This window comes from Streptomyces sp. NPDC055103 (genome assembly GCF_053607625.1).
Genome location: NZ_JBSGTX010000043.1, coordinates 1 through 23,776, shown reverse-complemented (window position 1 = coordinate 23,776; position 23,776 = coordinate 1). Strand labels below are relative to the sequence as shown.

Annotated in this window: 28 protein-coding genes; 6 read left to right on the top strand and 22 right to left on the bottom strand. The window is 71.2% G+C overall.

Annotated elements, in window-relative coordinates; genetic code table 11:
* Positions 1-12 precede the first annotated feature (12 nt).
* Together ACWFR1_RS25250 and ACWFR1_RS25245 are read right to left on the bottom strand one after the other, a co-directional pair.
* Entirely contained in the window at positions 13-573 is a 561-nt protein-coding gene (locus tag ACWFR1_RS25250; RefSeq protein WP_453554816.1) for an RBBP9/YdeN family alpha/beta hydrolase, read from the bottom strand.
* A gap of 135 nt (positions 574-708) precedes the next feature.
* Complete coding sequence (locus ACWFR1_RS25245) at positions 709-1,347, bottom strand: TetR/AcrR family transcriptional regulator (protein WP_453554814.1); 639 nt, start codon at positions 1,345-1,347, stop codon at positions 709-711.
* A gap of 187 nt (positions 1,348-1,534) precedes the next feature.
* On the opposite strand from ACWFR1_RS25245, the gene wrbA reads away from it, so the two are divergent.
* Complete coding sequence (gene wrbA, locus ACWFR1_RS25240) at positions 1,535-2,143, top strand: NAD(P)H:quinone oxidoreductase (RefSeq protein ID WP_453554812.1); 609 nt, start codon at positions 1,535-1,537, stop codon at positions 2,141-2,143.
* Between the two features lie 113 nt (positions 2,144-2,256).
* Here the strand turns inward: wrbA and ACWFR1_RS25235 are convergent, their stop codons facing one another.
* Positions 2,257-2,544: a metal-sensitive transcriptional regulator gene (locus tag ACWFR1_RS25235; protein ID WP_141299218.1), complete on the bottom strand. Its 288-nt coding sequence runs from the start codon at positions 2,542-2,544 to the stop codon at positions 2,257-2,259.
* Between the two features lie 87 nt (positions 2,545-2,631).
* On the opposite strand from ACWFR1_RS25235, the gene ACWFR1_RS25230 reads away from it, so the two are divergent.
* Complete coding sequence (locus tag ACWFR1_RS25230; RefSeq protein ID WP_453554809.1) at positions 2,632-3,225, top strand: rhodanese-like domain-containing protein; 594 nt, start codon at positions 2,632-2,634, stop codon at positions 3,223-3,225.
* Between the two features lie 20 nt (positions 3,226-3,245).
* On the opposite strand, the gene ACWFR1_RS25225 is transcribed toward ACWFR1_RS25230, so the two are convergent.
* A complete protein-coding gene (locus ACWFR1_RS25225) occupies positions 3,246-3,920 on the bottom strand; it encodes a TetR/AcrR family transcriptional regulator (RefSeq protein ID WP_453554807.1) in 675 nt (224 codons plus the stop codon).
* A 65-nt stretch (positions 3,921-3,985) separates the two neighbouring features.
* On the opposite strand from ACWFR1_RS25225, the gene ACWFR1_RS25220 reads away from it, so the two are divergent.
* Complete coding sequence (locus ACWFR1_RS25220) at positions 3,986-5,662, top strand: MFS transporter (protein WP_453554805.1); 1,677 nt, start codon at positions 3,986-3,988, stop codon at positions 5,660-5,662.
* A gap of 57 nt (positions 5,663-5,719) precedes the next feature.
* Here the strand turns inward: ACWFR1_RS25220 and ACWFR1_RS25215 are convergent, their stop codons facing one another.
* Entirely contained in the window at positions 5,720-6,136 is a 417-nt protein-coding gene (locus tag ACWFR1_RS25215) for a YciI family protein (protein ID WP_453554804.1), read from the bottom strand.
* A 154-nt stretch (positions 6,137-6,290) separates the two neighbouring features.
* On the opposite strand from ACWFR1_RS25215, the gene ACWFR1_RS25210 reads away from it, so the two are divergent.
* Positions 6,291-6,920 carry a MarC family protein gene (locus tag ACWFR1_RS25210; RefSeq protein WP_453554802.1) on the top strand — a complete coding sequence of 210 codons (630 nt, stop codon included), beginning with the start codon at positions 6,291-6,293 and terminating at the stop codon, positions 6,918-6,920.
* Positions 6,921-6,931: 11 nt separating this feature from the next.
* Here ACWFR1_RS25210 and ACWFR1_RS25205 read toward each other — a convergent pair whose 3' ends face one another.
* The 5 genes from ACWFR1_RS25205 to ACWFR1_RS25185 all read right to left on the bottom strand — a co-directional run bounded on the left by ACWFR1_RS25205 (position 6,932) and on the right by ACWFR1_RS25185 (position 12,531).
* On the bottom strand, positions 6,932-8,191 hold the full coding sequence (locus tag ACWFR1_RS25205) for a winged helix DNA-binding domain-containing protein (protein WP_453554800.1): 1,260 nt from the start codon (positions 8,189-8,191) through the stop codon (positions 6,932-6,934).
* Positions 8,192-8,207: 16 nt separating this feature from the next.
* Positions 8,208-9,119 (bottom strand): alpha/beta fold hydrolase, encoded by a 912-nt coding sequence (locus ACWFR1_RS25200; protein ID WP_453554798.1) that lies wholly within the window; start codon positions 9,117-9,119, stop codon positions 8,208-8,210.
* 274 nt (positions 9,120-9,393) lie between these two features.
* On the bottom strand, positions 9,394-10,452 hold the full coding sequence (locus ACWFR1_RS25195; protein WP_453554796.1) for an aldo/keto reductase: 1,059 nt from the start codon (positions 10,450-10,452) through the stop codon (positions 9,394-9,396).
* 141 nt (positions 10,453-10,593) lie between these two features.
* Positions 10,594-11,532, bottom strand: a complete 939-nt coding sequence (locus ACWFR1_RS25190) for an alpha/beta fold hydrolase (protein ID WP_453554794.1) — start codon at positions 11,530-11,532, stop codon at positions 10,594-10,596.
* 12 nt (positions 11,533-11,544) lie between these two features.
* On the bottom strand, positions 11,545-12,531 hold the full coding sequence (locus ACWFR1_RS25185; RefSeq protein WP_453554792.1) for a DUF5937 family protein: 987 nt from the start codon (positions 12,529-12,531) through the stop codon (positions 11,545-11,547).
* Positions 12,532-12,625: 94 nt separating this feature from the next.
* Here ACWFR1_RS25185 and ACWFR1_RS25180 point away from each other — a divergent pair, with 94 nt between their 5' ends.
* Complete coding sequence (locus ACWFR1_RS25180; protein ID WP_453554790.1) at positions 12,626-13,912, top strand: MFS transporter; 1,287 nt, start codon at positions 12,626-12,628, stop codon at positions 13,910-13,912.
* 10 nt (positions 13,913-13,922) lie between these two features.
* Here ACWFR1_RS25180 and ACWFR1_RS25175 read toward each other — a convergent pair whose 3' ends face one another.
* The 8 genes from ACWFR1_RS25175 to ACWFR1_RS25140 all read right to left on the bottom strand — a co-directional run bounded on the left by ACWFR1_RS25175 (position 13,923) and on the right by ACWFR1_RS25140 (position 21,250).
* Positions 13,923-14,132, bottom strand: coding sequence for a DUF4287 domain-containing protein (locus tag ACWFR1_RS25175; RefSeq protein WP_453554788.1), 210 nt, complete (start codon positions 14,130-14,132; stop codon positions 13,923-13,925).
* 91 nt (positions 14,133-14,223) lie between these two features.
* A complete protein-coding gene (locus ACWFR1_RS25170) occupies positions 14,224-16,407 on the bottom strand; it encodes an FtsX-like permease family protein (protein ID WP_453554786.1) in 2,184 nt (727 codons plus the stop codon).
* 68 nt (positions 16,408-16,475) lie between these two features.
* Complete coding sequence (locus ACWFR1_RS25165) at positions 16,476-17,150, bottom strand: ABC transporter ATP-binding protein (RefSeq protein ID WP_453554784.1); 675 nt, start codon at positions 17,148-17,150, stop codon at positions 16,476-16,478.
* 63 nt (positions 17,151-17,213) lie between these two features.
* Complete coding sequence (locus ACWFR1_RS25160) at positions 17,214-17,618, bottom strand: hypothetical protein (protein ID WP_453554782.1); 405 nt, start codon at positions 17,616-17,618, stop codon at positions 17,214-17,216.
* Positions 17,619-17,718: 100 nt separating this feature from the next.
* Positions 17,719-17,985 carry a zinc-binding dehydrogenase gene (locus ACWFR1_RS25155; protein WP_453554780.1) on the bottom strand — a complete coding sequence of 89 codons (267 nt, stop codon included), beginning with the start codon at positions 17,983-17,985 and terminating at the stop codon, positions 17,719-17,721.
* A 47-nt stretch (positions 17,986-18,032) separates the two neighbouring features.
* Positions 18,033-19,736 (bottom strand): SulP family inorganic anion transporter, encoded by a 1,704-nt coding sequence (locus ACWFR1_RS25150; RefSeq protein ID WP_453554891.1) that lies wholly within the window; start codon positions 19,734-19,736, stop codon positions 18,033-18,035.
* A gap of 169 nt (positions 19,737-19,905) precedes the next feature.
* On the bottom strand, positions 19,906-20,583 hold the full coding sequence (locus ACWFR1_RS25145) for a GAP family protein (RefSeq protein WP_453554778.1): 678 nt from the start codon (positions 20,581-20,583) through the stop codon (positions 19,906-19,908).
* A 181-nt stretch (positions 20,584-20,764) separates the two neighbouring features.
* Positions 20,765-21,250, bottom strand: coding sequence for a DUF1269 domain-containing protein (locus ACWFR1_RS25140; RefSeq protein WP_453554776.1), 486 nt, complete (start codon positions 21,248-21,250; stop codon positions 20,765-20,767).
* A gap of 194 nt (positions 21,251-21,444) precedes the next feature.
* Here ACWFR1_RS25140 and ACWFR1_RS25135 point away from each other — a divergent pair, with 194 nt between their 5' ends.
* Positions 21,445-22,041, top strand: a complete 597-nt coding sequence (locus tag ACWFR1_RS25135; protein ID WP_453554774.1) for a hypothetical protein — start codon at positions 21,445-21,447, stop codon at positions 22,039-22,041.
* A gap of 108 nt (positions 22,042-22,149) precedes the next feature.
* Here ACWFR1_RS25135 and ACWFR1_RS25130 read toward each other — a convergent pair whose 3' ends face one another.
* The 4 genes from ACWFR1_RS25130 to ACWFR1_RS25115 all read right to left on the bottom strand — a co-directional run.
* Positions 22,150-22,371 (bottom strand): hypothetical protein, encoded by a 222-nt coding sequence (locus tag ACWFR1_RS25130; protein ID WP_453554772.1) that lies wholly within the window; start codon positions 22,369-22,371, stop codon positions 22,150-22,152.
* Positions 22,372-22,677: 306 nt separating this feature from the next.
* The gene (locus tag ACWFR1_RS25125) at positions 22,678-23,100 is read right to left on the bottom strand and encodes a PIN domain-containing protein (protein ID WP_453554770.1); all 423 of its coding nucleotides are present in this window, start codon (positions 23,098-23,100) and stop codon (positions 22,678-22,680) included.
* Positions 23,097-23,312 (bottom strand): type II toxin-antitoxin system VapB family antitoxin, encoded by a 216-nt coding sequence (locus ACWFR1_RS25120; RefSeq protein ID WP_453554768.1) that lies wholly within the window; start codon positions 23,310-23,312, stop codon positions 23,097-23,099. The genes ACWFR1_RS25125 and ACWFR1_RS25120 overlap by 4 nt, the downstream gene beginning before the upstream one ends.
* Before the next feature lie 112 nt (positions 23,313-23,424).
* On the bottom strand, positions 23,425-23,776 hold a 352-nt coding region (locus ACWFR1_RS25115; protein ID WP_453554766.1), incomplete at its 5' end, for a WYL domain-containing protein.

Sequence of the window (23,776 nt, the reverse complement as noted above, 5' to 3'; positions counted from 1 at the left end):
GCCGGAGTCCTTCTACCGCCCCTTGACCCGTACCAGCGGGTCCTCGCACCACTCCAGGAGCGAGGCCCACTCCCCGTACCCCGAGTCGGGGTTGAGGTGCGCGCCGCCCGGGACGTGGTCCGTGTCGAGGCCGAGCGGGGTGCCGTAGTGGACGTCGGCGCCCTCGGGGCAGTAAGGGTCCCCGTCCCCGTACACGAGCCGCGCCCGTACGCCCGTCTCCGACAGGTCGAGCCCGTCGGCGAACGCGGCGATCGCCGGGATCGACGCGGTCACCGGCGGCGAGGGCGGGGCGACGAGCAGGACCCGGTCGGCGGCCGGCCGCCGCTCCCCGGCCCGTAGCCACAACAGCACCGACAGGCTGTGCGCGAGCACCACGAACTCCCCGTCGGCCGGCCGCTCCCCGTGCTCCGTCAGCGCGGCGAGCCAGTCGTCGAGCACGGGCGCGTCGGCGTCGGGCAGCTGCGGATACCGCACCTCGTGCCCGCGCGCCCGCAGCTCCCCGGCGAGCCAGTGCTGCCAGTGACCCGGCGGACGGTGGTTCTGGAAGCCGTGCAGGATCAGATACGTGGTCATGCCACGATCCTGCGGCCGGTGCCCGCTCCCGGTCCACCACCGTCCACGGATCGGGCCGGCCGGGGTGGTTGCGGGCGGACCGGTGCGGGGTGGTCGGTGCGGGGGTGGTGGTCGGCCGCGCCCGTACGCCCGCCTTCAGCTCCGCAGGGTCAGCAGCTCCCGTACGCCCGCCTTCAGTCGCTCGCTCGACAGCTCCTGCTCGACGGTCAGATGGTGCATGACGTCCGGGGAGAACGGCGCGAGGGTCAGGTGCGCGAGGAGCGTGGCGTCGGAGCCCGGTCTCAACTCCGCGATGATCAGCGAGACATGGGTGTGCATCACCCGGTAGGCGCCGCTGTGGTAGCGGGCGCGGGGCGCCGCCGAGTGGGCGGCGAGCAGGATCTCGCGCTGCTCGCGGACCCGGTCGACGAGCGCGTCGAGGAAGGCGTCGAGCCGCTCGGCGGCCGGGGCGCCGGGGCCGAGCGGCGGCGGGCCGCTCATGTACGACTCCTGGAACTGGCGCTCGCGGTCGTCGAGCAGGGCCCACAGGAGCTGGGAGACGTCGCCGAAGCGGCGGTAGACGGTGCCGACGCCGATGCCGCTGGCGTGGGCGACCTGGTTCATGGTGACGGCCTCGGGGCCGTCCTCGGCGACGATCCGGGCGGCCGCGTCGAGGATCTTCCGACGGTTGCGGGCGGCGTCGGCGCGCTCGGGGGCGGGGCTCCCGCCGCCGGTGGGGAGCAGGCTGAGCATCGGCGCCGCCGCGTCCCTGGCCTGCGGTTCTCTCGTGCTCATCTGCCGACTCCTGTCCTTCGCCGTTCGCCCGCGCTCGCCCGTGTCCGCCCGCGCTCCCCCTGGATCGCCTCTCGGTCGCTTCTCAGCCCCTCGATGTGAGCATACCTGCCGCCCTTGTAAACCGGATAGCAATCCGATTAACCTCGGAACAGCGAAACGGAAAGTCATCCGGTTGAGGGAGTTCGTCATGTCCGTGAAGGTCGCCGTCATCTACTACTCGGCCACCGGTGCCGTTCATCAGCTCGCCCAGGCCGTCGCCGAGGGCGCCGAGAAGGCCGGCGCCGAGGTGCGCCTGCGCCGGGTGCCCGAGCTCGCCCCGGACGCCGCCGTCGACGCGAACCCGGCCTGGCGCGCCCATGTCGACGCCACCGGTGACGTGGAGATCGCCACGCTGGACGACCTGGAGTGGGCCGACGCGTACGCGCTGGGTTCCCCGACCCGCTTCGGCAACGTCGCCGCCCAGCTCAAGCAGTACGTCGACACCTCGGGCGGCCTGTGGCAGCGCGGCGTCATGGCGGACAAGCCGGCCACGGCCTTCACCAGCGCCCACAACCTCCACGGCGGCAACGAGTCGACGCTGCTCGCGCTCTACAACACCTTCCACCACTGGGGCTCGGTCATCGTCTCGCCCGGCTTCACCGACCCGGCCGTCTACGCGGCCGGCGGCAACCCCTACGGCACCTCGCACCCCGGCGCCAACGGCGCCCCGGAGGAGAACGTCCTCCAGGCCGCCCGCTACCAGGGCGCGCGCCTGACACGGATCGCGAAGCGCCTGAAGGGCCTCGCGGACGACTGACGGCCGAGGTGTGAGAGACCAGAAACGCCGAGCGCCCCCGGGAAACCCCGGGGGCGCTCGGCGGGCGCGACGCTTCTCGGCCTGGCCCTACTGGCCCTACTGGCCCTACTGGCCTACGCCAGCGAAAGGAAGAGCTTCTCCAGGCGCGCGCGCATGGCGTCCCGGTCCTCGCCGTTCTTGCGGCCGTCCTCGATGTCGGTCAGACACTGCTGGAGCCCGGTCGCGATGATCGCGAACCCGGCCCGGTCGAGGGCCCGCGACGCGGCGGCGAGCTGGGTCACGACCTCCTCGCAGTCCCGGCCCTCCTCGATCATCCGGATCACGCCCGCGATCTGGCCCTGGGCCCGGCGCAGCCGGTTCAGTACCGCCTTGAGCTCCGCGCCCGCGAGATCGAGTTCCACGACTACTCCTCCACAAATACCCCAGGGGGTAATTTACTCCCCAGCACGGAGCTAAGGCCTGTCCGAAGACCAAGGATGACACCTGCCATGAACGAACCCCTCTCGCTCGATGCCGACCAGGCCCGTACGCGGCTGGCCGAGCTGACCGTGGTCGACGTGCGGACGCCCGGCGAGTACGCCTCCGGGCACCTCCCCGGAGCCCTCAACGTCCCGCTCGACCAGCTCGGCCGCGCCGTGCCCGAGCTCCGGGAGGCGGCGGCCCGCGGCGAGCTGCTCGTCGTGTGCCAGTCGGGCGGCCGCTCGGCGAGCGCCTGCGCACGGCTCGCCGCGCACGGCGTCGCCGCGATCGACCTCGCGGGCGGTACGAGCGGGTGGGCGGCCCGCGGGCACGTCCTCGACCGGCCGGCGGGCGCCCCGGCGAAGCCGGTCTGGGCGATGGACCGGCAGGTCAGGCTGGTGGCCGGTGCGCTGGTCCTGCTCGGCCTGGCGCTGGGTCTGCTCGTCCATCCGGCGTTCCACCTGCTCGCGGCGGGGATCGCGGGCGGGCTCGTCTTCTCGGCTCTCACGAACACCTGCGGCATGGCCCTGATGCTGGGGAAGCTTCCGTACAACCGGCGGGCGGGGGCCGGGGCCGGCCCGAGCCTGGACGTGACGCTCGCCCGCCTGCGCGGGGCGGCGTAACGGATGCTCGCGCGGCCGCGTCAGGCGGCGTAGCGGCGGAGGAACATCTCGACCCCGTCCGTGACGAGCCGCTCGCTCAGCTCCTCGGCGAGCTCGGTCCCGTACTGCTCGAAGACCATCTGCGGGAAGACGAGCAGCGAGTACAGCTGGAGGACCGCGACCTCCAGGTCGGGGATCTCCAGGAGGCCCCGGTCGGCGAGGGTCCGCAGCGCGTCGGCGACGGCAGGGTGATGGCCGGCCGGGCCGTGTGCGCGCCAGGCGCGGCCCAGCTCGGGGAAGCGGTGGAGCTCGGTGGCGACGAGGGTGCGCAGGGCGCGGCCCTCGTCGTCGGCGCGTACGGCCCTGGCCCAGGCGTGGCCTGCGTCGGTGAGGGCTGCCTTGAGTGCGTCGGGCCCCTCGGCGGTGACGAGCAGCGCGAGGTCCGGTCCCTCGGCCTCCTCGCCCCGGGCCAGGGGCTCGTCGAGGGCGCCGGCGACGACGGCGGTGAAGAGCGCTTCCTTGCTGCCGAAGTGGTTGTAGACGGTGACCTTGGAGACACCGGCCTCGGCGGCGATGGCGTCCATGCCGACACCGAAGCCCTCGCGGAGGAAGAGGTCGCGGGCGGCCCGTACGACGGCCTGGCGCTTGCGGGCGGCGCGGGGGCCGCTGGGCGCGGGCTTGGGTGCGGCGGGACCGTCCGAGGGCTGCGCGTTCATGCCCCTCACCTTACAACGCCAACTGTACCGTTGAGTTCAACTGTACTGTGCCGTACAGTTCAGTTATGACGGCTCACCGAGACGCACAAGCCCACACCCATGCCCACCCCCCTGCGTACTCCGCCCCTCACCGGCCCCCTCACCCCCACCCCCACCCCCGCCGCTGGACGGCCCTGGCCCTGATCTGCGCGGCCCAGTTCATGCTGATCCTCGACGTCACCGTCGTGAACGTCGCGCTGCCCGCGCTCTCCGCCGACCTCGACCTCGGGCGCTCCGCCCTGACCTGGGTCGTCACCGCGTACACCCTCTGCTTCGGCGGGCTCATGCTCCTGGGCGGCCGCCTCGCCGACGCCGTGGGCGCCCGCCGCGTGCTCCTCACGGGCCTCGCGCTCTTCACGGCCGCGTCCCTCGTCTGCGGCCTCGCCGCGAACGCCCCCGTCCTGCTCGGCGGCCGCATCGCCCAGGGCGTCGGTGCCGCGCTCCTCTCCCCGGCCGCGCTCGCCCTCGTCACGACGGCCTTCCACGGCGCCGAGCGGGCCAAGGCCCTCGGCGCCTGGGCGGCGATCGGCGGCACCGGCTCGGCGGTCGGCGTCCTGCTCGGCGGAGCCCTCACCGAGGGTCCGGGCTGGCCCTGGGTCTTCTACGTCAACGTCCCGGTGGGCCTGGCCCTGCTGATCGCCCTCCCGAAGGTCCTGCCGGACAACCGACCGGGGGGCAACCGGCCCGGGGACAACCACGCGGGGGCCCACCGGCCCGGGAACAACCGCGCGGGTGGGGACAGCCAGGCCGCCGGGGACAACCACGCGGGTGGGGACAGCCAGGCCGCCGGGGACAACCACGCGGGTGGGGACAGCCAGGCCGCCGGGGACAACCACGCGGGTGGGGACAACCAGGCCGCCGGGAACAACCGACCCGGGCGCACGAAAACCCGCCTGGACGTCCCCGGCGCACTGCTCGTGACCACCGCCACCGGCGCGCTCGTCTACGGCCTCGTCCAAGCGGGCGACTCCGGCTGGGGCTCCGCCGCGACCCTGCTGCCCCTGCTCGGCGCACTCGCGCTCTACGGGATCTTCGCGGCGGTCGAGCGGGCGAGCAGTGCCCCGCTGATGGACCTCAGGATGCTGACGCGGCGCCCGGTCGTGGCCGGCTCGCTCCTCATGCTGGTCGCGACCGCGCTCCTGATCTCCTTCTTCTTCCTGGGCTCGATGCAGCTCCAGCACGTCTACGGCCTCGGGGCCCTCCGTACAGGCCTGCTCTTCCTGCCGATCGCCCTCACGACCGCGATCGGCGCCCACCTCGGCTCGCGCCTGGTGACGACGGCGGGCCCGCGCGCCTGCGCCACCGGTGGCCTGGCCCTGGCGGCCCTCGGCTGCCTGCCGCTGACGTTCCTCACTCCGGGCGCCAACCCGTGGGCCACCCTCCTGCCCGCCCTCGCCACGGCGTCCTTCGGCCTCGGCGCGGTCTTCGTCGCGGCGACCACGACCTCCCTGGGCCTGATCGCCCCGCACGAGGCCGGCCTCGCCTCCGGCATCGTCAACACCTTCCACGAGGTCGGCGGCTCCATCGGCGTCGCCGCCGTCTCCTCGCTCGCCCTCACCGCCACCACGGAAGCGACACCCACGGGCTTCACCGCGGCCTTCACCCTCTGCACGATCACAGCGACCGCCGCAGCCCTGACGGCCCCCTTCCTCATCCCCCGAGGCACCCCCCGCCCGACGGGCGGCCCCCACGGGGTGCACTGAGGAGGCGGGCCGGGACCCGCGCGGTCGGCGAGACGGCGACCGGGCGGATCCGCGCGTTCAGTCCTGACTCGGGCCCCGCTCGTCGACCGGGCGGATCACCACCGCGTACTCCGGGGCGCCGGCCGGGGCCGGGCAGCGGGCGACCTGGGCGGCGATCTCCGTGACGCGGTCCAGGGAGGCGCAGTCGAGGAGCCAGTAGCCCGCGAGGACCTCCTTGGTCTCCGCGTACGGGCCGTCGGTGACGACCGGCCTGCCCTGGGCGTCCACCGTCACGAAGCGGGTCTCGGACGGGGCGGCGAGGCCCTGGCCGTCGAGCATCTCGCCGCTGGCGTTCAGCTCGGTGTTGATCGCGTTCATGTGCGCGAACATCGCCTTGAGATCCGTCTTGCTCCAGGCGGGGCTCTCGGCGGAGCCGCGGCCCACCATCGCCTCGTAGTCGGCCTGCGAGCCCTGCACCATCACCAGGTACTTCATGACGTCCTCCTTGCATCCGTACGTCCGTACGTCCGTACGTCCGTGTCGGTACTGCCTCTCGCAGGAGAGTCGGAGCCGCCGGACGGTTCTCGACACCGCGCGGACTTCGGCCGGAAAAACGGGAGAAATCACCCGACCGTCCCATGATTCCCGAGTGGACGTCTTCAGCTTCTCCGCCGCCTTCATCGCCTTCTTCTCCGTCGTCGGCCCACCGAAGGTCCTGCTCGCCTTCGCCGGCCTCGCCCAGATCCACCCCCTCAGGCAGCTCCGCACCATCGCCCTCATCTCCTCGGGCGCGGCCGTCCTCGTCGGTCTGGTCACCGGCATCACGGCCCCCTGGCTGCTCAACCTCTTCCACATCAGCACGCCCGCCCTCCAGCTCGCGGGCGGCGTCATCTTCTTCCTCTACGCCGTCGGGCTCGTCCTCGGCCTCCACATCGGCTCCGACGGCCCCCACCAGGACGCCCCCGACCTGGTCAGCGGGGTGCGGGAGCTGCTCACGCCGTACGTCGTCAGCCCGCTCGCCATGACGGCCGTCCTCATCGAGGCCGCCGCCCGCGACTCCTTCAGCTGGCGCTCGACCGTCGTCGGCGCGTACGTGTCCGTCATCGCCCTCGACCTCGTCTGCGTCCTGCTCCTCACCCACGTCCTGCGCCGCACCCACCACGCCACCATCGAGCTCCTCGGCCGCCTCCTGGGCCTGCTGCTCGCCGCCGTCGGCGTCGACCTCGTCCTCGACGGCCTCTACGACCTGGGGGTTCCAGGCCTCGGCGACCGCCACTGAGACCGGGAGGATCAGCGCGCGGTGAGCTCCCGTTCCAGCGGGGTGCGGAAGCGGGGCGTCACCCGTACGTCCCCCACCCAGGCCGCGAGCCGCGCCGCCTCCGCCCCGATCGCCCGCTCCGCCTCCCGGCCCACGTCGGCCAGGAGCCGGTGGACGATCTCGCCGTCGTCCGGACGCTGCGCCCAGACACCGACGATCCGGCCGTCCCACCACACCGTCGGCGCGATGTTCCCGCTCCGGTCGTACAGCGCGGCCCGGTGCTCGGGATCCTGGTACCAGTCCCGGTCCTGCCAGCCCATCGCCGTCGGGTCGAGCGCGGGCAGCAGCGCCGCCCACGGCTCCGGCGCCGGTACGGGGTCGAGGTCGCCCGGCAGGACGAAGCCCGTCCGCCCGGCCCCGGACCCGGATCGGGCGGTCGCCCCGGCCCCTGCCCCGGACCCGCCCAAGGTCACCGGCACCGCCCCGACCGCGGCGAGCGCCCCGCGCACGTCCGTGACCTTCCACCCCGTCCACCACTTCAGATCCGCCTCGGTCGCCGGACCGCAGGCCGCGAGCCAGCGCCCGATCAGCTCCGCCCGCGCCTCCGCCGCCGGCACCGGCGGATGCTCATCGGCGAGCTTCCAGCGGAAGCGGCTCGACGTCCACGTCCCCTGCGGCCGCCCCCGGACGATCCGGCCCGCCATGCCGAGGACCCGCAGCACCCGGCTCGCGACGGACTGGACGCCCTCCTGGCGGGTGCCGGGCCCGTACACGAACGTCTCCCGCAACCTCGTTACGGCCGCGCCCAGTTCGGTGCCGGTCGCCTCCCCGCGTACGGCCAGCTCGGCGAGGACGAGGCGCTCGGTCTCCGCCAGCCAGGCCTCGTCGAAGGAGCTGCCCTCCACCAAGTGGCTTACCAGCAAGGTTCGTTCGCGGACGGCGGCCGGGTGGGTCGTCGAGGACTGCACGGCGGACGCGAGGGAGGCCGGGACGACGAAGACCGTGTGCCGCATGCCGTGCATCCGGACCAGGGACCGGTCCTCGTACAGCGCCCGCTCGGTCGTGGCGACCGGCCCGGCGTCACCGGCCAGCCGGGCCCCCACCGCGAGGAACACGCTCGCGGGGTCCGTCCCGTGCAGCGCCACCAAGGAGTTCCCGACCTCCTCCGCCGTCGCCGCCCGCGTGGCCGAGGCCAGCCGGTGCCGTACCGCGAGCCGGGCCCGGCGCTCGGCGTCGTCGATCGTCCGCGTGCCCGTGTGCGTGTGGGGGCGTGTGTGCGTCGTGTCGCTCATGGGGCCAAGCATGGAGTCAGGCACGGGCCGGAGTGAGGAAGTCCGTCACCATCGTCACGAACTCGTCCTCCTTCTCGAAGAAGGCGACATGACCGGCGTCGATCTCCGCGTACACGCTGCCGCTGATCGCCGCGTGCAGCGCCCGGCTGTTCTCCACCGGTACGGTCGCGTCCCGCGCGCAGCCCACGACCAGCGTCTCCGTCGCGATCCGGGGCAGCAGCTCCCGGATGTCGATCTCCAGGTCGAGCGCCACGTGCCGCAGGGTGCCGGGGGTGGGCGGCATGTTCGGGATCAGCGCCTCGACGCCCTCGCGGCCGATGCCGTTGAGGAAGCCGCGGCTGAACCCGGTCATCGTCACGCTCCGCCCGAAGACCGCCGGGTCGTACGCACCGAGCCGCTGCCACAGCGTGAACAGGTTCCGCAGGTACTCGTCGCTGTCGGTGTGCGCCCAACCCGCCACCAGGACCAGCTTGTTCACCAGGTCGGGGCGGAGAGCGGCGACGGCCGCCGAGACCGGGGAGCCCATCGAGAAACCGAGCAGGTCGACCGGCCCGGTACCGGCGGCCTCGATCACCGCGATCACCTGCGCGGCGAGCGACTCGACCGTCAGCGGCCCGCCGTCGTCGACGGTCCGGTCGGCGCCGGACAGGTCCAGGGTGACGACGGTGCGGTCGACGGTGAAACGGGGCGCGGTCTGCCCCCAGTTGATGACGGAACCGCCGGAACCGGTGCCGTGGACGAGAAGGAGGGCGGGACGACCGGCAGCCGAGCCCCGGCCGTCGTCGTGGACGTCGCCTTGGACGTCGCGTCGGACGCCGTCGTGGACGCCGTGGTGGACGTCGCCCCGGACGTCGTCGTGGACATCGCCCTGGGCGACGTGGTGGATGTCGTAGTGGACGAGGGCGGTGCAGACGGTGACGGTGGCCATGATCGCTGCTCCCGGTGGAGGGGGTGAGTGGCTGACGCCGAGGACTCTGCCGACCTGCGGGAACGGGCGGGAGAGCCCTTCCGGCCCTGGGATCGCCAGTCCCTGGATACGGCCTGGAGAAGCCCCCGCCCCTCCGGCAGGATGATCCGCATGACCACGATCGACCGCCGGGAACTCGCCGACTTCCTGCGCCGCTCCCGCGACCGGGTCCGCCCGCAGGACGCGGGCCTCCCGACCAGTCCCGCCCCCGCCGCCTCCTGCGGCTGCCGGGCTGTCAGCCCGCCGCCCGTTCACCCAACGGCCGCCGCCGCGAAGCGGGTTCGGTAAGGGCGCGGGGGCGCCAGACTCCGTCCGGCGGGTAGAGGTTCGTCCCCGGCGGCACGATCGCGTCGATCCGGTCCAGGACGTCGTCCGTGAGGACCACCGGCGCGCCCTTCAACAGCCCCTCCAGCTGCTCCATGGTCCGCGGGCCGATGATCACGGAGGTCACGGCCGGGTGCGAGGTCACGAAGGCGATCGCCAGCTCGGGCAGGCTGCACCCGATCTCGTCCGCGAGGGCGACGAGCTGCTCGACGGCGTCGAGCTTGGCGGCGTTGACGGGCAGCGACGGGTCGAAACGGTGCGGGGTGAGCGCGGCCCGCCCGCTGGTCAGGTCGATCGGGGCGCCCTTGCGGTACCGGCCGGTGAGGAAGCCGGACGCGAGCGGGCTCCAGGTCAGCACCCCCATCCCGTACCGCTGGGCCACGGGCAGCACGCTCGCCTCGACGCCGCGCGCGAGCAGCGAGTACGGCGGCTGCTCGGAGCGGAAGCGGCTCAGCCCGCGCCGGTCGGCGACGGCGTGCGACTCGACGATCTCCTCGGCGGGGAAGGTGGAGCAGCCGAAGGCCCGGATCTTGCCCTGGGTGACGAGGTCGCCGAGGACGCCGAGGGTCTCCTCGATGTCCGTACGGGGGTCGGGCCGGTGGACCTGGTAGAGGTCGATCCAGTCGGTCCGGAGCCGCCGGAGGCTGTTCTCGACGGCCTGGGTGATCCAACGCCGGGACAGACCGCCCCGGTTGGGGCCATCGCCGCCCATCGGGAAGTACACCTTGGTGGCGAGGACGGTCTCCTCGCGGCGCCGGGAGTCGCGCAGCGCCTTGCCGACGATCTCCTCGGACTCGCCGGCCGAGTACATGTCGGCGGTGTCGACGAAGTTGATGCCCTGGTCGAGGGCGGCGTGGATGATCCGTACGGAGTCCTCGTGGTCCGGATTGCCCACGGCACCGAACATCATGGTGCCGAGGCAGTAGGTGCTGACGTCGATCCCGGTTCCGCCGAGTGTTCGATAACGCATGCGCGGCACTCTAGGAAATGGAGTGCACTCGAAGGCAAGGGCGAAGAGCAGGACGGGGGCCGGCGGCGTGCCCGGCCAGGCCGGCCAGGCCGCCAGGGTCAGCCAGGCCGGCCAGACCAGCGCCAGCGTCTGCCAGTCCCGTCAGCTCAGCCAGGCCGCCGGGTCAGCCGGGTCAGCCGGGTCAGCGGGGTCAGCGGGGTCGGCGGGGCCGGCGGGGCCGGCCACATCGATCGGGTCGGCCCCGTCCGCGCCGCCCAGGAACTCCGTCAGCAGCGCGTGCAGCGCCTCGGGCCGCTCCAGATGTACGTCGTGCCCGGCGCCGGGCAGGCTGACCCCGTACAGCCCGGGCCGGAGCCGGACCATCTCCGCGTACTCCTCGTCGCCGATGATCCCGCCCTGTCCACCCTCTCCGAGGACGGCGAGGGTGGGGCAGGTGATGGCCGCCCATTCGTCCCAGAAGGCGCGGGTGGCGTTCTCGTCGAGCGACCGGACCATGACGTCGGCGTCGAAGCGCGGCCACAGCCCGTCGCCGCGTTCGTCGAGACCGTTCGCCCATCCTTCCCCGACGGCCCGCTTCCCGCCGCCGAGGTACGCGACGGCCGCCTCCCGCGTCGGGAAGGGCACGGGCCAGGCGGCGAACCACTCCGCGATCCCGGCCTGGACGTCGGGGCTCGACCCGCCGGGCCCGGCCTCGACGAGGACGAGGGCGGCCGGCAGCTCGGGACGGGCGGCGGCGGTGAGCAGCGCGGTGTGCCCGCCGAGCGACTGCCCGACCAGTACGGGCCGGTGGAGCCCGAGTTCACGGACCACGGTCACCACGTCGGCGACGTACGCGGCGCGCGAGACGTCCTGGGGCCGCCGCTCGCTGCTCCCGTGCCCGCGCTGGTCGAGAGCGAGGACCCGGTATCCGGCGCCCCGCAGGGAGCGGGCGGTCGCGTCCCACTCGCCGGCGTGCCCGGCGAGCCCGTGGAGGAGGAGGACGTCGGGCCCGGACCCGCCCCAGTCGCGAAGGGACAGCCGCACCTGGTCCGGGGAGACGACGACGCGCTCGACCCAGGAGGAAGGCAAGGTTTCACTCATCCCGCGATCCTCCTACGGGTTGAGGAGCTGATCGGCGACGGAGGTCCGGGCGTAGAGGACGGAGCGCCCGCTGCGGTGGGCGGTGACCAGGCCGGCGTTCCGCAGGGCGATGAGGTGCTGGGAGACGCCGGCGGCGGACAGCCCGCAGTGTGTGGCGAGTTGGGTGGTGGAGGAGGGGGTGTCGAGCTCGGTGAGCAGCAGGGTGCGGGAGCGGCCGAGGACGGCGGCGACGGCGTCCGTGGCGGCGGTGGTGCGGGGCTCCCAGAGGGTGCCGATGCCCCGGGCGGGGTAGGCGAGTTGGGGCGGGTCGGGGTGGACGGACCGGGTGAGGACCTGGGGCCAGGCGAAGGCGGAGGGGACGAGCAGCAGCCCGGAGCCGGCCTGGTCGCGGCTGATCGCGCAGTGGCGGCGTACGAGCCGCAGGGTGCCGTCGTCCCACCGTACGTTCTCGTGGAGTTCGCTCAGGACCCGGGCCGAACCGTGCTCGGCGACCTGGCGGGCCCGGTGGAAGACGTCGGCCTCCAGGAGCTTCTGGATGCGGGCCCAGTAGGGGGCGAGGGCGAGCTCCCAGTAGGTGTCGATCTCGTCGGCGACCTTGCGGAGGGCGGCTTCGGGAGCCTCGTGGAGCAGCCGGTGGCGGGGGCCGTCGCCCCCGTTGACCCCGAGCTTCCGGACGTCTTCGCGTACCTGCTCGGGCGGGGTGCGGCGGATGGCGTCGAGCTCGGTGTCGAGGGTGGGGAAGGGGCCGGTGGGGGTGGGGTTGAGGAAGTCGGCGAGGTAGCGGTGGGCGGGGACGAGGGTGGCGAGCCAGCCGCGGTCGAGCCCGGCGCGGAGGAGGCGGGGCCGGACCTGGGCGGCCCAGCGGCGGTGGGGGGAGGTGAGGGTGGTCTCGGGGTGCCGGGCGAGGAGGCGGAAGCTGGTGACGACCTCCCACATGGGGGAGACGGCGAAGCGGGTCTGGGCGAGGTCGGCGGCGGTGAAACGGAGCCCGGATTCCATGGAGTTACCGTCCTCGGCGTCGCGACACATCGAATGGATTCGTGCACAGCTTAATCATTGGAGGGGGAGTGGTGGACGGTCGCAAGATCACCTCATGCCCTCCTCCTTCCGCGGTCTCCCGCCCGTCGTCTGGACGCTCTTCGCCGGAACGATCGTCAACCGTCTCGGCTACCTCGTCACCCCGTTCCTGGTCTTCTTCCTGGCCTCGCGGGGAGTGACCGGCGCCGACACCTCGTACGTCCTCGGCGCCCTCGGCGCGGGCAACCTCATCGGCCCCGCGGTCGGCGGCATCCTCGCCGACCGCATCGGCCGCAGGCCGACGATGCTGATCGGCCTGATCGGCGCGGCGGCGGCGCAGGGCGCCCTGTTCCTGGCGCCCGGGGTGTGGACGATGGCGGCGGCGTCGCTGCTGATCAGCACGGCGGGGAGCACGGTGTCGCCGGCGGCGTACGCGCTGCTGGCCGACGCGGTCGACAGCGAACGCCGCCAGCGCGCGTACGCACTCTTCGGCTGGGGCGTGAACATCGGCACCGCCGTCGCGGGCGTCCTGGGCGGCTACCTCGCTGCCCACGGGTACTGGCTGCTGTTCGCGGTGGACGCGGGCTCGATGCTGCTGTACGCGGGAGTGGTGGTGACGCGCCTGAAGGAACCGGCGCGCGAGGGCCACCCGAAGCCCACGACCGGAAAGAAGAAGAACCGACAGGAGACCGGCAAGAACAGCAAGAACAGCAAGAACAGCAAGAACAGCAAGAGCAGCAAGAGCAGCAAGACTGGCAGAGACGGCATCGGCTACGGAGTGGTCCTCCGCGACCGCCTCGCCCTGCTCCTCCTCCCGCTCCTCGGTATCCAGCTCTTCGTATACTCGCTGACCGAGGTCGCCCTGCCGCTCGCGATCCGCGACAGTGGCCTCTCGCCGGCGGTGTACGGGGCGATGGCGGCGGTCAACGCGGTCCTGGTGGTCGCCCTCCAGCCCTTCGTGAGCGCCCGGCTGGCCAAGCTGCCGCAGCTCGCGGTGCAGAGCGCGGGCAGTGGCCTGATCGCCGTGGGCGTCGCGCTCACCGGCCTCGCCGACGGGATCGTCGGCTACACGGTGTCGGTCGTCGTCTGGTCGCTCGGCGAGGTCGTGGTCGCGGGCATCGCCGCGGGCGTCGTCGCCAACCTCGCGCCGGCGCACGCCCGGGGCCGCTACCAGGGTGCCTTCGGCTGGATCTGGGGCATGGCCCGCTTCGCGGCCCTCACCCTGGGCGTCGCCGCCTACACGACCCTGGGCCCGGCCGCCCTGTGGTGGACGGCGCTGGTGGCGGGAACGGCGGCCTCGGCGGCGACCCTGGTCCTGGCGCCGCGCGTCCAGCGCCGTACGGCGCACGAACTGGCGGCGTGAGGACGGCGGCCTACTTCCCCTCGGCCAAGGTGTGGGCGACGAGAGCGTTGGCGTGACCGTGCCCGAGACCGTGCTCGGCCTTGAGCCAGGAGACGAGCTCCATGTGCTTGGTGAGGGGCGAGGAACGGATGAGCTCCTGCCACTCGGAGATGGGCCGGCCGTGCTTCTTCTCGATGGAGGGGAAGTAGCTGGCGGGACCCTGGGGCTGGTTCTCGGCCACGGCGTTCTCCTGGGGGAAGAGTGAGGACGTTCAGGTGGGCACCTGAACAGGAGACCCCCACTCCACCCGGAACTCATCGCCGAAGCGAAGATCAATCCCGCCGGATGTGCTCGGGATCGATGTGCCGCCGGACCATGGGGAGGGAGGCGAGGGCGGCGGCGAGCAGCACGCCCAGGGCACAGGCGAAGAGCACCGGCAGCCCCTCCCAGTCCCAGTGCACGGCGCCGCCCCCGGTGATCAGATAGCTGGACTCGGCGAGCCACCCGGTGACGATGGCCGCCCCCAGCCCCACGACCAGCGGCAACCCGACCTGCACGACCTGCACCACCCGCAAGGTCCCCGCCCGAGCCCCCAACAAGGCGAGCGCGGCCACCTGCCCCCGCCGCTCCATGGCCCGATCGGCCACGGACACGACGAACGCGGCAACCCCGATGACAAGCCCGAGCACCATCCCGACGGCCAGCAGACTCCGAATCACGGCGAGCTGAGCGAGCGAATCGATCACGATCCCGACGGGCTCGACGGACGCGGTGGGCGCAATGGCCCCGACGCCGTCGAGAACGGCACGGATGGTGGCGGGGTCGGAGTCGCTTACGAGGGTGAGGGTGCCGGCCGAATCCACGAGGTTCCTGGGGACAAGGGAGGGCGGTACGAGCAGGGTGCCGGAATTGAAGATGGACACGTCGTATGGGTGCACGTCGACCCGATCGCGTGGGACGGTGAGCACGGCCTTGGGACCGTTCGTCACCTCGAACGGATAGCGCTCTCCCGCCTTTGGGTCGTACTCGAACGTGGTGCGGTCATCACGCAGTTGCATGATCTTCCCGTCGACGCATCCTGACGCCCGCTGAGAGTACGCGGTGAGCTGGGAGCAGGTGGCAACGACCAGATTGATGCCCGGTACATAGTTCTCGCTCGGCGGATTCCAAGAGCTGTACGAGATCAGCTCGCTCCGGATGCCCGAGACTTTCGGCAGAGCCTCGCGTTGCGCAGGCCCGAGCTCGCTCAGGCTGATGTTGTACTCCTGGAGAGGAGCGGTCCTCCGGCTGACCTGGTCCAGCTCTACGAGCACTCCCTGCGTGAGCGAGGCACCGAACACCAGCAGGACGAGCCCGGTGGCCACCCGTAGGGAGGACCCCGGATCGACCTCTGTACGCCGCATTGCCAGGGACACCGGCAGCGACTTCACCACCCCAGCGAGCCGTCGTGCGAGCCAAGCGGTAATCGGCGCCAAACCGAAGACGAGCCCGGCACCGGTCAACAACACGGCACCGGGCACGAGTACTGAACTGGCCGAACCCCCGGAAGGGTCCCGCCCCATCAAGCTGAGGACGCAGTACCCGCCGATGACTCCAAGCCCCGGGATCAACAGCAGCGTCCCGTATTTCCTTGGCGGTTTGTGCTCCCCGGTTCGCCGAACGCTGATCGGAGACAGGGCCGCCCGCCGCGCACTGAACTGTCCTACGACCCATGCGAGGGCCGGACACCCGAGCAGGCACACGGCAACCGCCGATGCCTCGGGCCGCCCGTCGGCCGGATACCAGTGAAGTCCGGGCAACCCAACCCGAGCCATGGCCTCGTTGACCCCGAGATACCCGACGACCCCCAGCACGGATCCAACGAACGCGGCGACCACGCTCTCTCCAGCGTTGACGCGCAGGGTGTCCTTCACACTGAGGCCGACGAGACGAAGAGCAGCGAGACGACGGGCACGGGACTCTCCGGAGAGCCGGGCGCAGACGGACAGAAAGATGACGAGGGGGAGCAGCACGATGCACCCGAGTGTGAAGCGCAGGATGTTGAGGGTTGGGGACTCGATGAGTCGCTGTGACGAGTGCGCGCGTCCGAACCCAGCGAGCGGCATCGCCTCGGGTAGTGCAGCAGGAGTAGTGCCGATGTACGCGTAAAGCTCGTCGGGACTACCCAACCCCTTTGGCCCGATCGTGCCGGTGATACGGCCCGGCACAAGTCCAGTTGCCTGCGGGTTGGCAGAGAGGACGTCGCGCAACTTGGGTGACACGACGGCTTCGCCGGCCTCGGGGAGCCTGTCGACGCCCGGAGCGACAGGCGCGGGACCTGATGCCGTGCGGGCGACGAATACGCGACGGAGCGGCTGCACACCGTACGGATCCTTGCGCTCAAGGTGAATGTAGTTACCTTCCGCGCCAATTCTGGTTTCTCTGGCAGCGGTGCGAGCGTCATGGGCGGTGATGACCGAAGGGATGGTGAGAACAGCAGCCAGACATGCCACTCCGAGCGCGGATCCGAGTGTCATGAGGAGGAAGCGAACCCGTCCTCTGCGGTCAGTGCCCCAGAGTAGGTGCATGCCAAGGACGAATGCGTTCACACTGCCACCCGCTGGCCCAGGACGCCGTCGGACATCGTGTATTGCGTATCAGCCTTTGCTGCGACGTCCGCATCGTGAGTGACGATTACCACGGCCGTCTTCTGTCGCCGTGCTAGCTGGAGGAATTCCTCCAGCACGGCTGCCGCGTTGGCGCTGTCGAGTGCTCCGGTCGGCTCGTCGGCGAACACGATGTCGGGCCGGTGCACCAAGGCGCGCGCAACCGCCACGCGCTGACTCTGCCCACCCGACAGCTTCGAAGTCCTGCGCCGCAGCAGATCGCCCATACCGAGTCGCCCAAGCACCTGGCCGGCCATCGCATGTGCATGTGACTTACTGATCCCGGCGAGCCGGAGGGGTAGCGCCGCGTTCTCCTCGACGGTCAGCTCGGGCAACAGCTCCCCGTACTGGAACACGAATCCCAAGCGGGTCCGACGCAGGGCACTCAGCTCGCCGTCGGGGAGGGAGGAGAGCTGTACCCCATCGAAAGTGACCGTGCCGCTGGAAGGCGGAAGGACCCCGGCGAGGCAGTAAAGCAAGGAGGACTTTCCTGAGCCGCTGCTGCCCATGATGGCCGTTACTTCGCCGCGCTTGAGCGTGAAATCAGCACTGCTGACGGCGTGGTGTGTGCCGTAGAAGAGATCCACGCCCTCGGCGTGGAGGATGACATCCATCGTGATGCGCTCTCCCTTTTGGGACGGGAGCCGCCTGTCGACGGCTCCCAGAACCGTCGACTGTCAGCGCTCGAACTTTCGAAGATCAGAGCAGTTGTCCGGCCGCAAGGAACCACGGTCACGGCATAGCTGCACCTCCACGAAATCGGTTACCAACAGTGCGCTGTCGAAGAAGACCTCATCGATCGAGATGGTCCTTCCCTGGACGCCCTTGGTGCGGACCCAGGGGTATCCCTCCACCTTTGAATTGATGTAGACGTTGTGGCCGTCGTTGCTGATGACGTCCTCCAGCCTTCCCTTCATGCGGAGTCCGCCGTGCTTCTGGAGCTGGGGCTCCCACATGTAGCGCCCCGTGAACTTGGCACCGGTCGTGGTCATCGTGATGTCATGCCACGAGTCCGCCACCGCCACCCCCATCCCCCCGAAGAACAGCCCCGCGGCCACCACCGCCGTCGCCAACTTCCTCATTGATTACCCCTGCTTCGTTGAACCGGATGTTCATCACAGAAAGTATCGGCATGACTACACATTGGCGCCCGCAGGAACGTCCCTCCCTCCCATCACCCCCCTAACCGGTGAACGAGCCCCCTCGCGGCACCAGCAGCACCTTCCCCCGCACGCCCCCGCCCTCGCTCGACCTGTGCACCTCCGCCAGCTCATCCAGTGGTCGCGTCTCCGTGATGTCCGGCGTCACCGCACCCCCGTCCACCAGGGCGATCAGCTCCTCCAGTTGCTTCACGTCGTTCCTGGCCACCATGTGCTGGGACGTCACCTTTCGGGCTGCGTCCGCCGGTACCGGCGTCGCTATCGACACGATGTGGCCGCCCGGGCACACGAGTTGCGGCAGGGCTGTGGCCTGTTCCGGCGTTACGGGGACCAGGTTCAGGAGCAGGGCGGGCAGGGCTGGCTCAGGCCCCCCGGGATCTTTCGTCTGCGCGCCGCCTCGGTCAGTGCCCCTTCCAGGGGCGCGAAGAGGGTGTCCTCGGCCGGGACGATGCCGCCGGGGCCGAGGTCGTGGTCGAGGCCGGTGGCCTTGAGGGTGCGTACGAGGCCGGGTTCCGCGCCCGCGATGACGAGGCGGGTGCCGTGCCGGTGCAGCTCCGCCAGGTACCGGCGGAGCAGTTTGACGACGGTCGAGGACGGCACGTCCGGGACGCCGCGCATGACGAGGACGAGAACGGCCCCCGGGGCGTCGTCCACGCGAGGCAAGCCGGCTTCGATGCGGGGGAGTTCGGCGAAGAAGCCGATGCCGTCGTAGTAGAGGACGGTGGTCTCTCCCGCGGTGAGTCGCTGCGGGGGCTCGCCCGTGTGCCAGTCGCCCTCCTCGTCGCGGACGAGGGCGACGAGGCGGGCGCGGCGGGCGGCCTGGGCGCAGTAGAGGAGCAGGGAGAGGACTCCGCCGAGCAAGATGGCCTGCTGGAGCGGGAGTTGAGTGGTCGCGAGGAACGTCAGGATCATCGCCGCCGACGACAGGCGCGACGTGCGGAGCACCAGCAGGATGTCGTGGCGCTTCCCCCAGATCAGTTCGCCGCCGACGACGAGGATCAGGCCGCCGATGACGGGCATCGGGATGCGTTCGGCGAGCGGGGCGCAGATCAGGACGATGACGGCGAGCAGGACGCCGGAGAAGACGCCGGCCCAGCGGGTGTGGGCCCCGGCGGAGACGGCGACGCCCGTACGGGAGAGGGATCCGCCCGCGGGCAGCGACTGGAAGAGGCCGCCGGCGAGGTTGGCCAGGCCCTGGGCGGCGAAGTCGCCGTTGACGGAGGAGCGGGACCCGTCCGGATTCGGTACGGAGGGTCCGATGCTCGCGGCCTGCGCAAGGGCGACGAGGGCGACGGCGACCGTGCCGCCGAGCAGCTCGGGGACGGCGCAGAGGTCGGGTGCCGAGAAGCCGGGCAGTGAGGCCGGGATGTGGGCGATGTCCCGGACGAGCTCCACGTCCGTCCCGAGAACGGCCACGGCGACGCTCGCCAGGACCATCGCGACGAGCAGGGCGACGGGTTCGAGGCGTTTCACGAGCCGGGTGACGGCCCAGATCGCGATCGTGGCGACGGCGACGAGGGTCGCGCTGAGCACCCAGTCGTCGATGTGCGCCAGCCAGTCGCCGAGTTGGTAGAGCCGGTTGTGGCCCTGCGGCTTGTAGCCGGTGGCGTCCTTCAGTACGCCGGTGACGATCTGGAGCGCGATGCCGGTGGAGAAGCCGGTCATGACGGCGTTCGAGACGAAGCTCATCACCGCCCCGAGCCGCAGCACGCCCATCAAAAGCATGACGAGGCCTGAGAGGAGTGTGAGGGTCGCGATGGTGCCAGGGTCCTTCGCGTCGAGGCCCGCGTCGGACAGGACGCTCTGGGACGTGAGGGCGATGGCGCTGGTCAGGGTGGTGACCATGAGGACGGTACGGGCGGTCAGGGAGCCGACGATCGCGGGGACGACGCCGGCGTAGAGGCCCGCGACGGGGTTGAAGCCGGCGATGGCCGCGTACGCCATCCCCTCGGGGATGGAGAACAGGCCGGTGACGAGGCCGGACCCGACGTCGGCGGGCCGAGGCCGCCCGAGGGCCCGAGCCGTCTGATCGGTCCGGATTTACGGAGCCGCCCGATAGGCGCGGATTTACAGGGCTGTCCGATCGGCCTGGATCTACGGGGCTGTCCGGGCGGCCTGGATTTACGGAGCCGACCCTGCCCCTCCTCCTCCTCCTCCTCCTCCTCCTCCTCCTCCTCCTGCCGCTGCCCCCGCTCCGGCCCCCCTGCGGTCATGCCGCCAAGCCGGTCAGCGCGTCGCCGACGTACTTCGCTCCGAGCAGCACGAGCAGCGTCGTCATGATCGCCGGGTTGTGCCGGGACATCCAGGTCTTCCAGCCGCCCAAAGTCTGCGCGGACCGCTCGCCGCCGAGGAGGTAGACGGTGAGCGGCGCCAGGGCGCAGAGGGAGCCGATGAGCACCATCAGGACGGCGGCGAGGGTCTTCCCGCCCGCCGAGGCGCCGCTGCCGGCGATGGAGACGGCGCCGCCGACCGCGAGGACCAGGTTCTTGGGGTTGGCGACCGCGAGGGCCGCGGCGAGGCCGGCCGCCTTGCCGGGCGTGAACCGGTCGATCGCCTTCATCCAGCCCGGTGGCTCGGGCTCCTGCCCCTCCCGCGGGCGGCCCTTCCACTGCTTGGCGCCCATGAGGAGGAACAGGAGGCCGAGTCCGAGCTTGAGCCACAGCGTCCAGTCGGCGGGCCCGTCGTCACCGGAGGCGTCCGCGCTCGAACCGAGCAGGATGACGGCGGTCACGACGACGGCGAGCGAGACGACCCAACTCACCGTGAAGACGATGCCGTTGCCGCGCCCGCGAGGGGTCGCGAGCATCAGGACGACCGCGATGAGGGGGATGGGGCTGATGGCGATGCCGACGGCCGAGGCCAGCATCTGTCCGACGGCGTCGCCCATGGAACAGCCCTCCCTGTCCTTACTCTTTCTTTTCCCGCTCCGGTGAACTCGGCTCAGCTCAGCTCAGCTCGGCTCAGCTCAGCTCAGCTCGGCTCAGCTCGGCTCAGCTCGGTTCAGCTCTGCCCAGCTCAAGCTCAAGCTCAAGCTCAGCCCAGCTCAGCTCTGCTCAGCTCAGCTCTGCTCAGCTCGCGAAGACCTCGCGGAGCTTGGCCTCCTTCTCGCTGTCCAGGTTGGACTGGATCAGCTCGGCGTGGCCGTTCGGGAAGGCGTCCCTCACGCGGTCGACCACGGCGTCGGCGGAGAGCAGGAAGAGCGCCGAACTGCCCTGTGTCACCTTCGACTTGACCGAATCGATGAAGTCGTCGTCGATGCCGACGTCGGCCATCTTGCCGCCGAGCGCACCGGCGGCCGCGCCGACGGCGGCGCCGAGGAGCGGCATGAAGAAGAGGAGGCCGAAGAGCATGCCCCAGAAGGTGCCGGACAGCGCGCCGGCGCCGGTGAGGTTGTTCAGCTGCTTCGTCCTCGGCTTGCTCGCCTCCTCCGGCCAGCTGACGGTGGCGGCGTCGATGACCTTGATGAGCTCCTGCTTCTGCAGCTGGAGCAGGGTGTCCTCCACGGCCCCGGCGCCTTCGGGTGCATCGAATTTCCACACGGTCAACGTGGCCACGTCCAGCCTCCAGAAGCTCGCCCGAAGGGCGCTCGGCAACAGATAGCCCTCAGTAGATGCGGTGATCGCGAAGTGCGCATCTCGGACATTTAGGTGAGACGGCGAAGGGCGGGCCGAGCATCCGGCTTCCTCGTAGGAGTGATCATCGGTGCGCCTGCGTGAAGGGGCGCGGCGCCCTGGCCAGGGGGACGCGCATGCACCTTCCCCTCTCCCCCTCCCACTCCCCCTCCCCCTCCTCCGCTTCTCTCCTCGTGCGCCGGGCGCTGCTCCCCTTCGTGGCGGCGGTCGCGCTGCTCGGCACGGCCGGCACCACCGTGGGCGCGGCGGCGGAGTCGTGCGGATCGATCATCACGGCCCCGCTCGCGCGGCCCGTCTCCGCCGACGACCCCTGTCCCAGCACGGACCCGGTCGTGTGCCGGATCCGCGTCCTGTCGATGGACGAGAAGGTCGAGGCCCAGCGGACGCGGATGCGGTACCACGGGCTCCTGGAGGACATGCACCGCACCGAGGCCGACATGCGGGAGGCGGGCTTCACGGACGAGGAGATCGCCAGGGAGCTGGTCGACATGCGGAACCAGGCGAAGGAGATCACCCGCGCGGGCATGAGCCCGGAGGAGGTCCGGATCCTGGAGGAGCGGAACATCGCCAAGTACGGCAACCCGCTCGGCCCGAACGCGGATCAGCTGTACGCCAAGTACGGCTCCTGGCAGCAGGTCATCGACGCCTCGATGCGTACGAGCTACGCCGTCGACCGGGAGCTCGGCCTGGAGTACCGCCCCTGCCCCGTGTAGCGCCCCGGGCCGCCGCTCGCCGCCCCACGGCCGCAGAACACCAGAGGGCCGGACCGCTGGGGCGGTCCGGCCCTCTGGGCCTGCGGTGTCGTGGTCGACACGGCGGTTCTACAGCTTGCTCATCTTGGCGTACGGGCTCAGGATCCGTTCCTGGTGTGAGCCGAAGTCGACAAGAGCGGCGACTCCCTCCTCGATGCCGATGACTCGGCCGAGGCCGTACACGTCGTGGTTGACCTGGTCGCCCACCGTGAACACCTTGGGGGGCGGAGCGACCGGGGCCTTGAAGGGGCTGGTCGGCAGATAGCGCTTGGATGCAGCTGGCTTTGTCATTGCCACCAGTATGCGCCCGCGCGCCTCCAGATGCGGCGGTCGTCGGCCGCCGAATACGTCGGAAGCACCGACGGGGCAACGCCAGAGGGCCGGACCGCTTACGCGATCCGGCCCTCTGAGCCGGCGGAGGATACGAGATTCGAACTCGTGAGGGGTTGCCCCCAACACGCTTTCCAAATGTTCGTACGGGGGTCCGGCGGGGGTCGCGGCCGTTCTGACCTGCGGCGGAGTGTTCGGGGTGGCCCCGTCCGGACCGGCCCGGACGGGGGTGAATGAGACCAGGACTGAGACCTGAGACCGTGAAGGTCACTTGCCGGCGTCAGGCCCGTACCACTGGAGGGCTTGCCCGGTGACGGCGGCGATGCACTCGAAGTCGCGGTCGCGGTGCAGGAGCGTGAGGCCCTGGAGCTCGGCGGTGGCGGCTACCACCAGGTCGACCGCCCCTGCGCTGCGGTGCTGACCTCGTTTGGTCAGGGCTTCCTGGACCTGCCAGGCCCGGCTGTATGCCCGATCGTCCACGGGGACCCACCCGAAGACGAGACGCAGGTTCTCGATTCCCTGCGCGCGGTCGTCGGCGGAGCGGGCGCTGTAGAAGAACTCGAGTTCGGTGATAGGGCAGGTCGCGATGAGACCTGCCGCTGCGGCCTGGTCCCATCCGTACTGCTCGGCGTCACCGCGCAAGAACCGGGCGAGGGCGCTGGTGTCGATGAGGAACTGGGCCGAGTTCACCGACGGTAGTTCCTCTTGTCTTCGAAGAGCTCAAGATCGAAGGCCCCCTCGCCTGCTGCCGCACGTAGGCGCGTGAGTGCGAGTGCTCTACGCCTGGTCTCCAGTACCTCGCGCAAGGCGGTGTTGACGGTCTCCTTCTTGGTGCCCGTGCCGAGGGCTTTTGCCACCTCGGCCAGCAGGTCGTCGTCGAGATCGATCACTGTGCGACTCATCGATGCACCTCGCTGTATATCTATAGGTGCACCTAGTATATCAAGATTGATGCATCAAGGCGGCCGGGCGTCCGACAAAGACGCTCCCCCGAGCGCTACGCGCCCGGGGGCTTCAGTCATGCCCCACCGGCATGACCCCGTGGATGCGGGAGAGGGTGAAGACACGCTCGGCGTCACGGAGGTGGCACCAGGCTTCGAGGTAGGGCGGGTCGAGGTCGAGGCGGCTGAGGGTGCGGGCGGTGTGGCTTCCCGAGGCGGCGACGTAGGCGACCCGGATGGCCGTACCGGCATCGATGGCGTGGGCGAGTTGGCGGACATCGGTGTACGTCAACTGCTTCGCGTACCCGGCGACGATCTCTTCGGTGTCCGTATGGAAGGGGCCCCCGGTCCCGAAGGGGTCGGGCTCCGGAGCCGTCAGCGGGGCGGTCAGCAGCCGGGCGGCCATGGCGCACGAGTCGACGGCC

What these genes read in the sequence shown, in the direction of transcription:
- ACWFR1_RS25250 (WP_453554816.1), bottom strand. Translation starts at nt 573, where the DNA reads ATGACCACGTATCTGATCCTGCACGGCTTCCAGAACCACCGTCCGCCG.
- ACWFR1_RS25245 (WP_453554814.1), bottom strand. Translation starts at nt 1,347, where the DNA reads ATGAGCACGAGAGAACCGCAGGCCAGGGACGCGGCGGCGCCGATGCTC.
- wrbA (WP_453554812.1), top strand. Translation starts at nt 1,535, where the DNA reads ATGTCCGTGAAGGTCGCCGTCATCTACTACTCGGCCACCGGTGCCGTT.
- ACWFR1_RS25230 (WP_453554809.1), top strand. Translation starts at nt 2,632, where the DNA reads ATGAACGAACCCCTCTCGCTCGATGCCGACCAGGCCCGTACGCGGCTG.
- ACWFR1_RS25225 (WP_453554807.1), bottom strand. Translation starts at nt 3,920, where the DNA reads ATGAACGCGCAGCCCTCGGACGGTCCCGCCGCACCCAAGCCCGCGCCC.
- ACWFR1_RS25220 (WP_453554805.1), top strand. Translation starts at nt 3,986, where the DNA reads ATGACGGCTCACCGAGACGCACAAGCCCACACCCATGCCCACCCCCCT.
- ACWFR1_RS25215 (WP_453554804.1), bottom strand. Translation starts at nt 6,136, where the DNA reads ATGAAGTACCTGGTGATGGTGCAGGGCTCGCAGGCCGACTACGAGGCG.
- ACWFR1_RS25205 (WP_453554800.1), bottom strand. Translation starts at nt 8,191, where the DNA reads ATGAGCGACACGACGCACACACGCCCCCACACGCACACGGGCACGCGG.
- ACWFR1_RS25200 (WP_453554798.1), bottom strand. Translation starts at nt 9,119, where the DNA reads ATGGCCACCGTCACCGTCTGCACCGCCCTCGTCCACTACGACATCCAC.
- ACWFR1_RS25195 (WP_453554796.1), bottom strand. Translation starts at nt 10,452, where the DNA reads ATGCGTTATCGAACACTCGGCGGAACCGGGATCGACGTCAGCACCTAC.
- ACWFR1_RS25190 (WP_453554794.1), bottom strand. Translation starts at nt 11,532, where the DNA reads ATGAGTGAAACCTTGCCTTCCTCCTGGGTCGAGCGCGTCGTCGTCTCC.
- ACWFR1_RS25185 (WP_453554792.1), bottom strand. Translation starts at nt 12,531, where the DNA reads ATGGAATCCGGGCTCCGTTTCACCGCCGCCGACCTCGCCCAGACCCGC.
- ACWFR1_RS25180 (WP_453554790.1), top strand. Translation starts at nt 12,626, where the DNA reads ATGCCCTCCTCCTTCCGCGGTCTCCCGCCCGTCGTCTGGACGCTCTTC.
- ACWFR1_RS25170 (WP_453554786.1), bottom strand. Translation starts at nt 16,407, where the DNA reads ATGACACTCGGATCCGCGCTCGGAGTGGCATGTCTGGCTGCTGTTCTC.
- ACWFR1_RS25165 (WP_453554784.1), bottom strand. Translation starts at nt 17,150, where the DNA reads ATGGATGTCATCCTCCACGCCGAGGGCGTGGATCTCTTCTACGGCACA.
- ACWFR1_RS25160 (WP_453554782.1), bottom strand. Translation starts at nt 17,618, where the DNA reads ATGAGGAAGTTGGCGACGGCGGTGGTGGCCGCGGGGCTGTTCTTCGGG.
- ACWFR1_RS25145 (WP_453554778.1), bottom strand. Translation starts at nt 20,583, where the DNA reads ATGGGCGACGCCGTCGGACAGATGCTGGCCTCGGCCGTCGGCATCGCC.
- ACWFR1_RS25135 (WP_453554774.1), top strand. Translation starts at nt 21,445, where the DNA reads ATGCACCTTCCCCTCTCCCCCTCCCACTCCCCCTCCCCCTCCTCCGCT.
- ACWFR1_RS25130 (WP_453554772.1), bottom strand. Translation starts at nt 22,371, where the DNA reads ATGACAAAGCCAGCTGCATCCAAGCGCTATCTGCCGACCAGCCCCTTC.
- ACWFR1_RS25120 (WP_453554768.1), bottom strand. Translation starts at nt 23,312, where the DNA reads ATGAGTCGCACAGTGATCGATCTCGACGACGACCTGCTGGCCGAGGTG.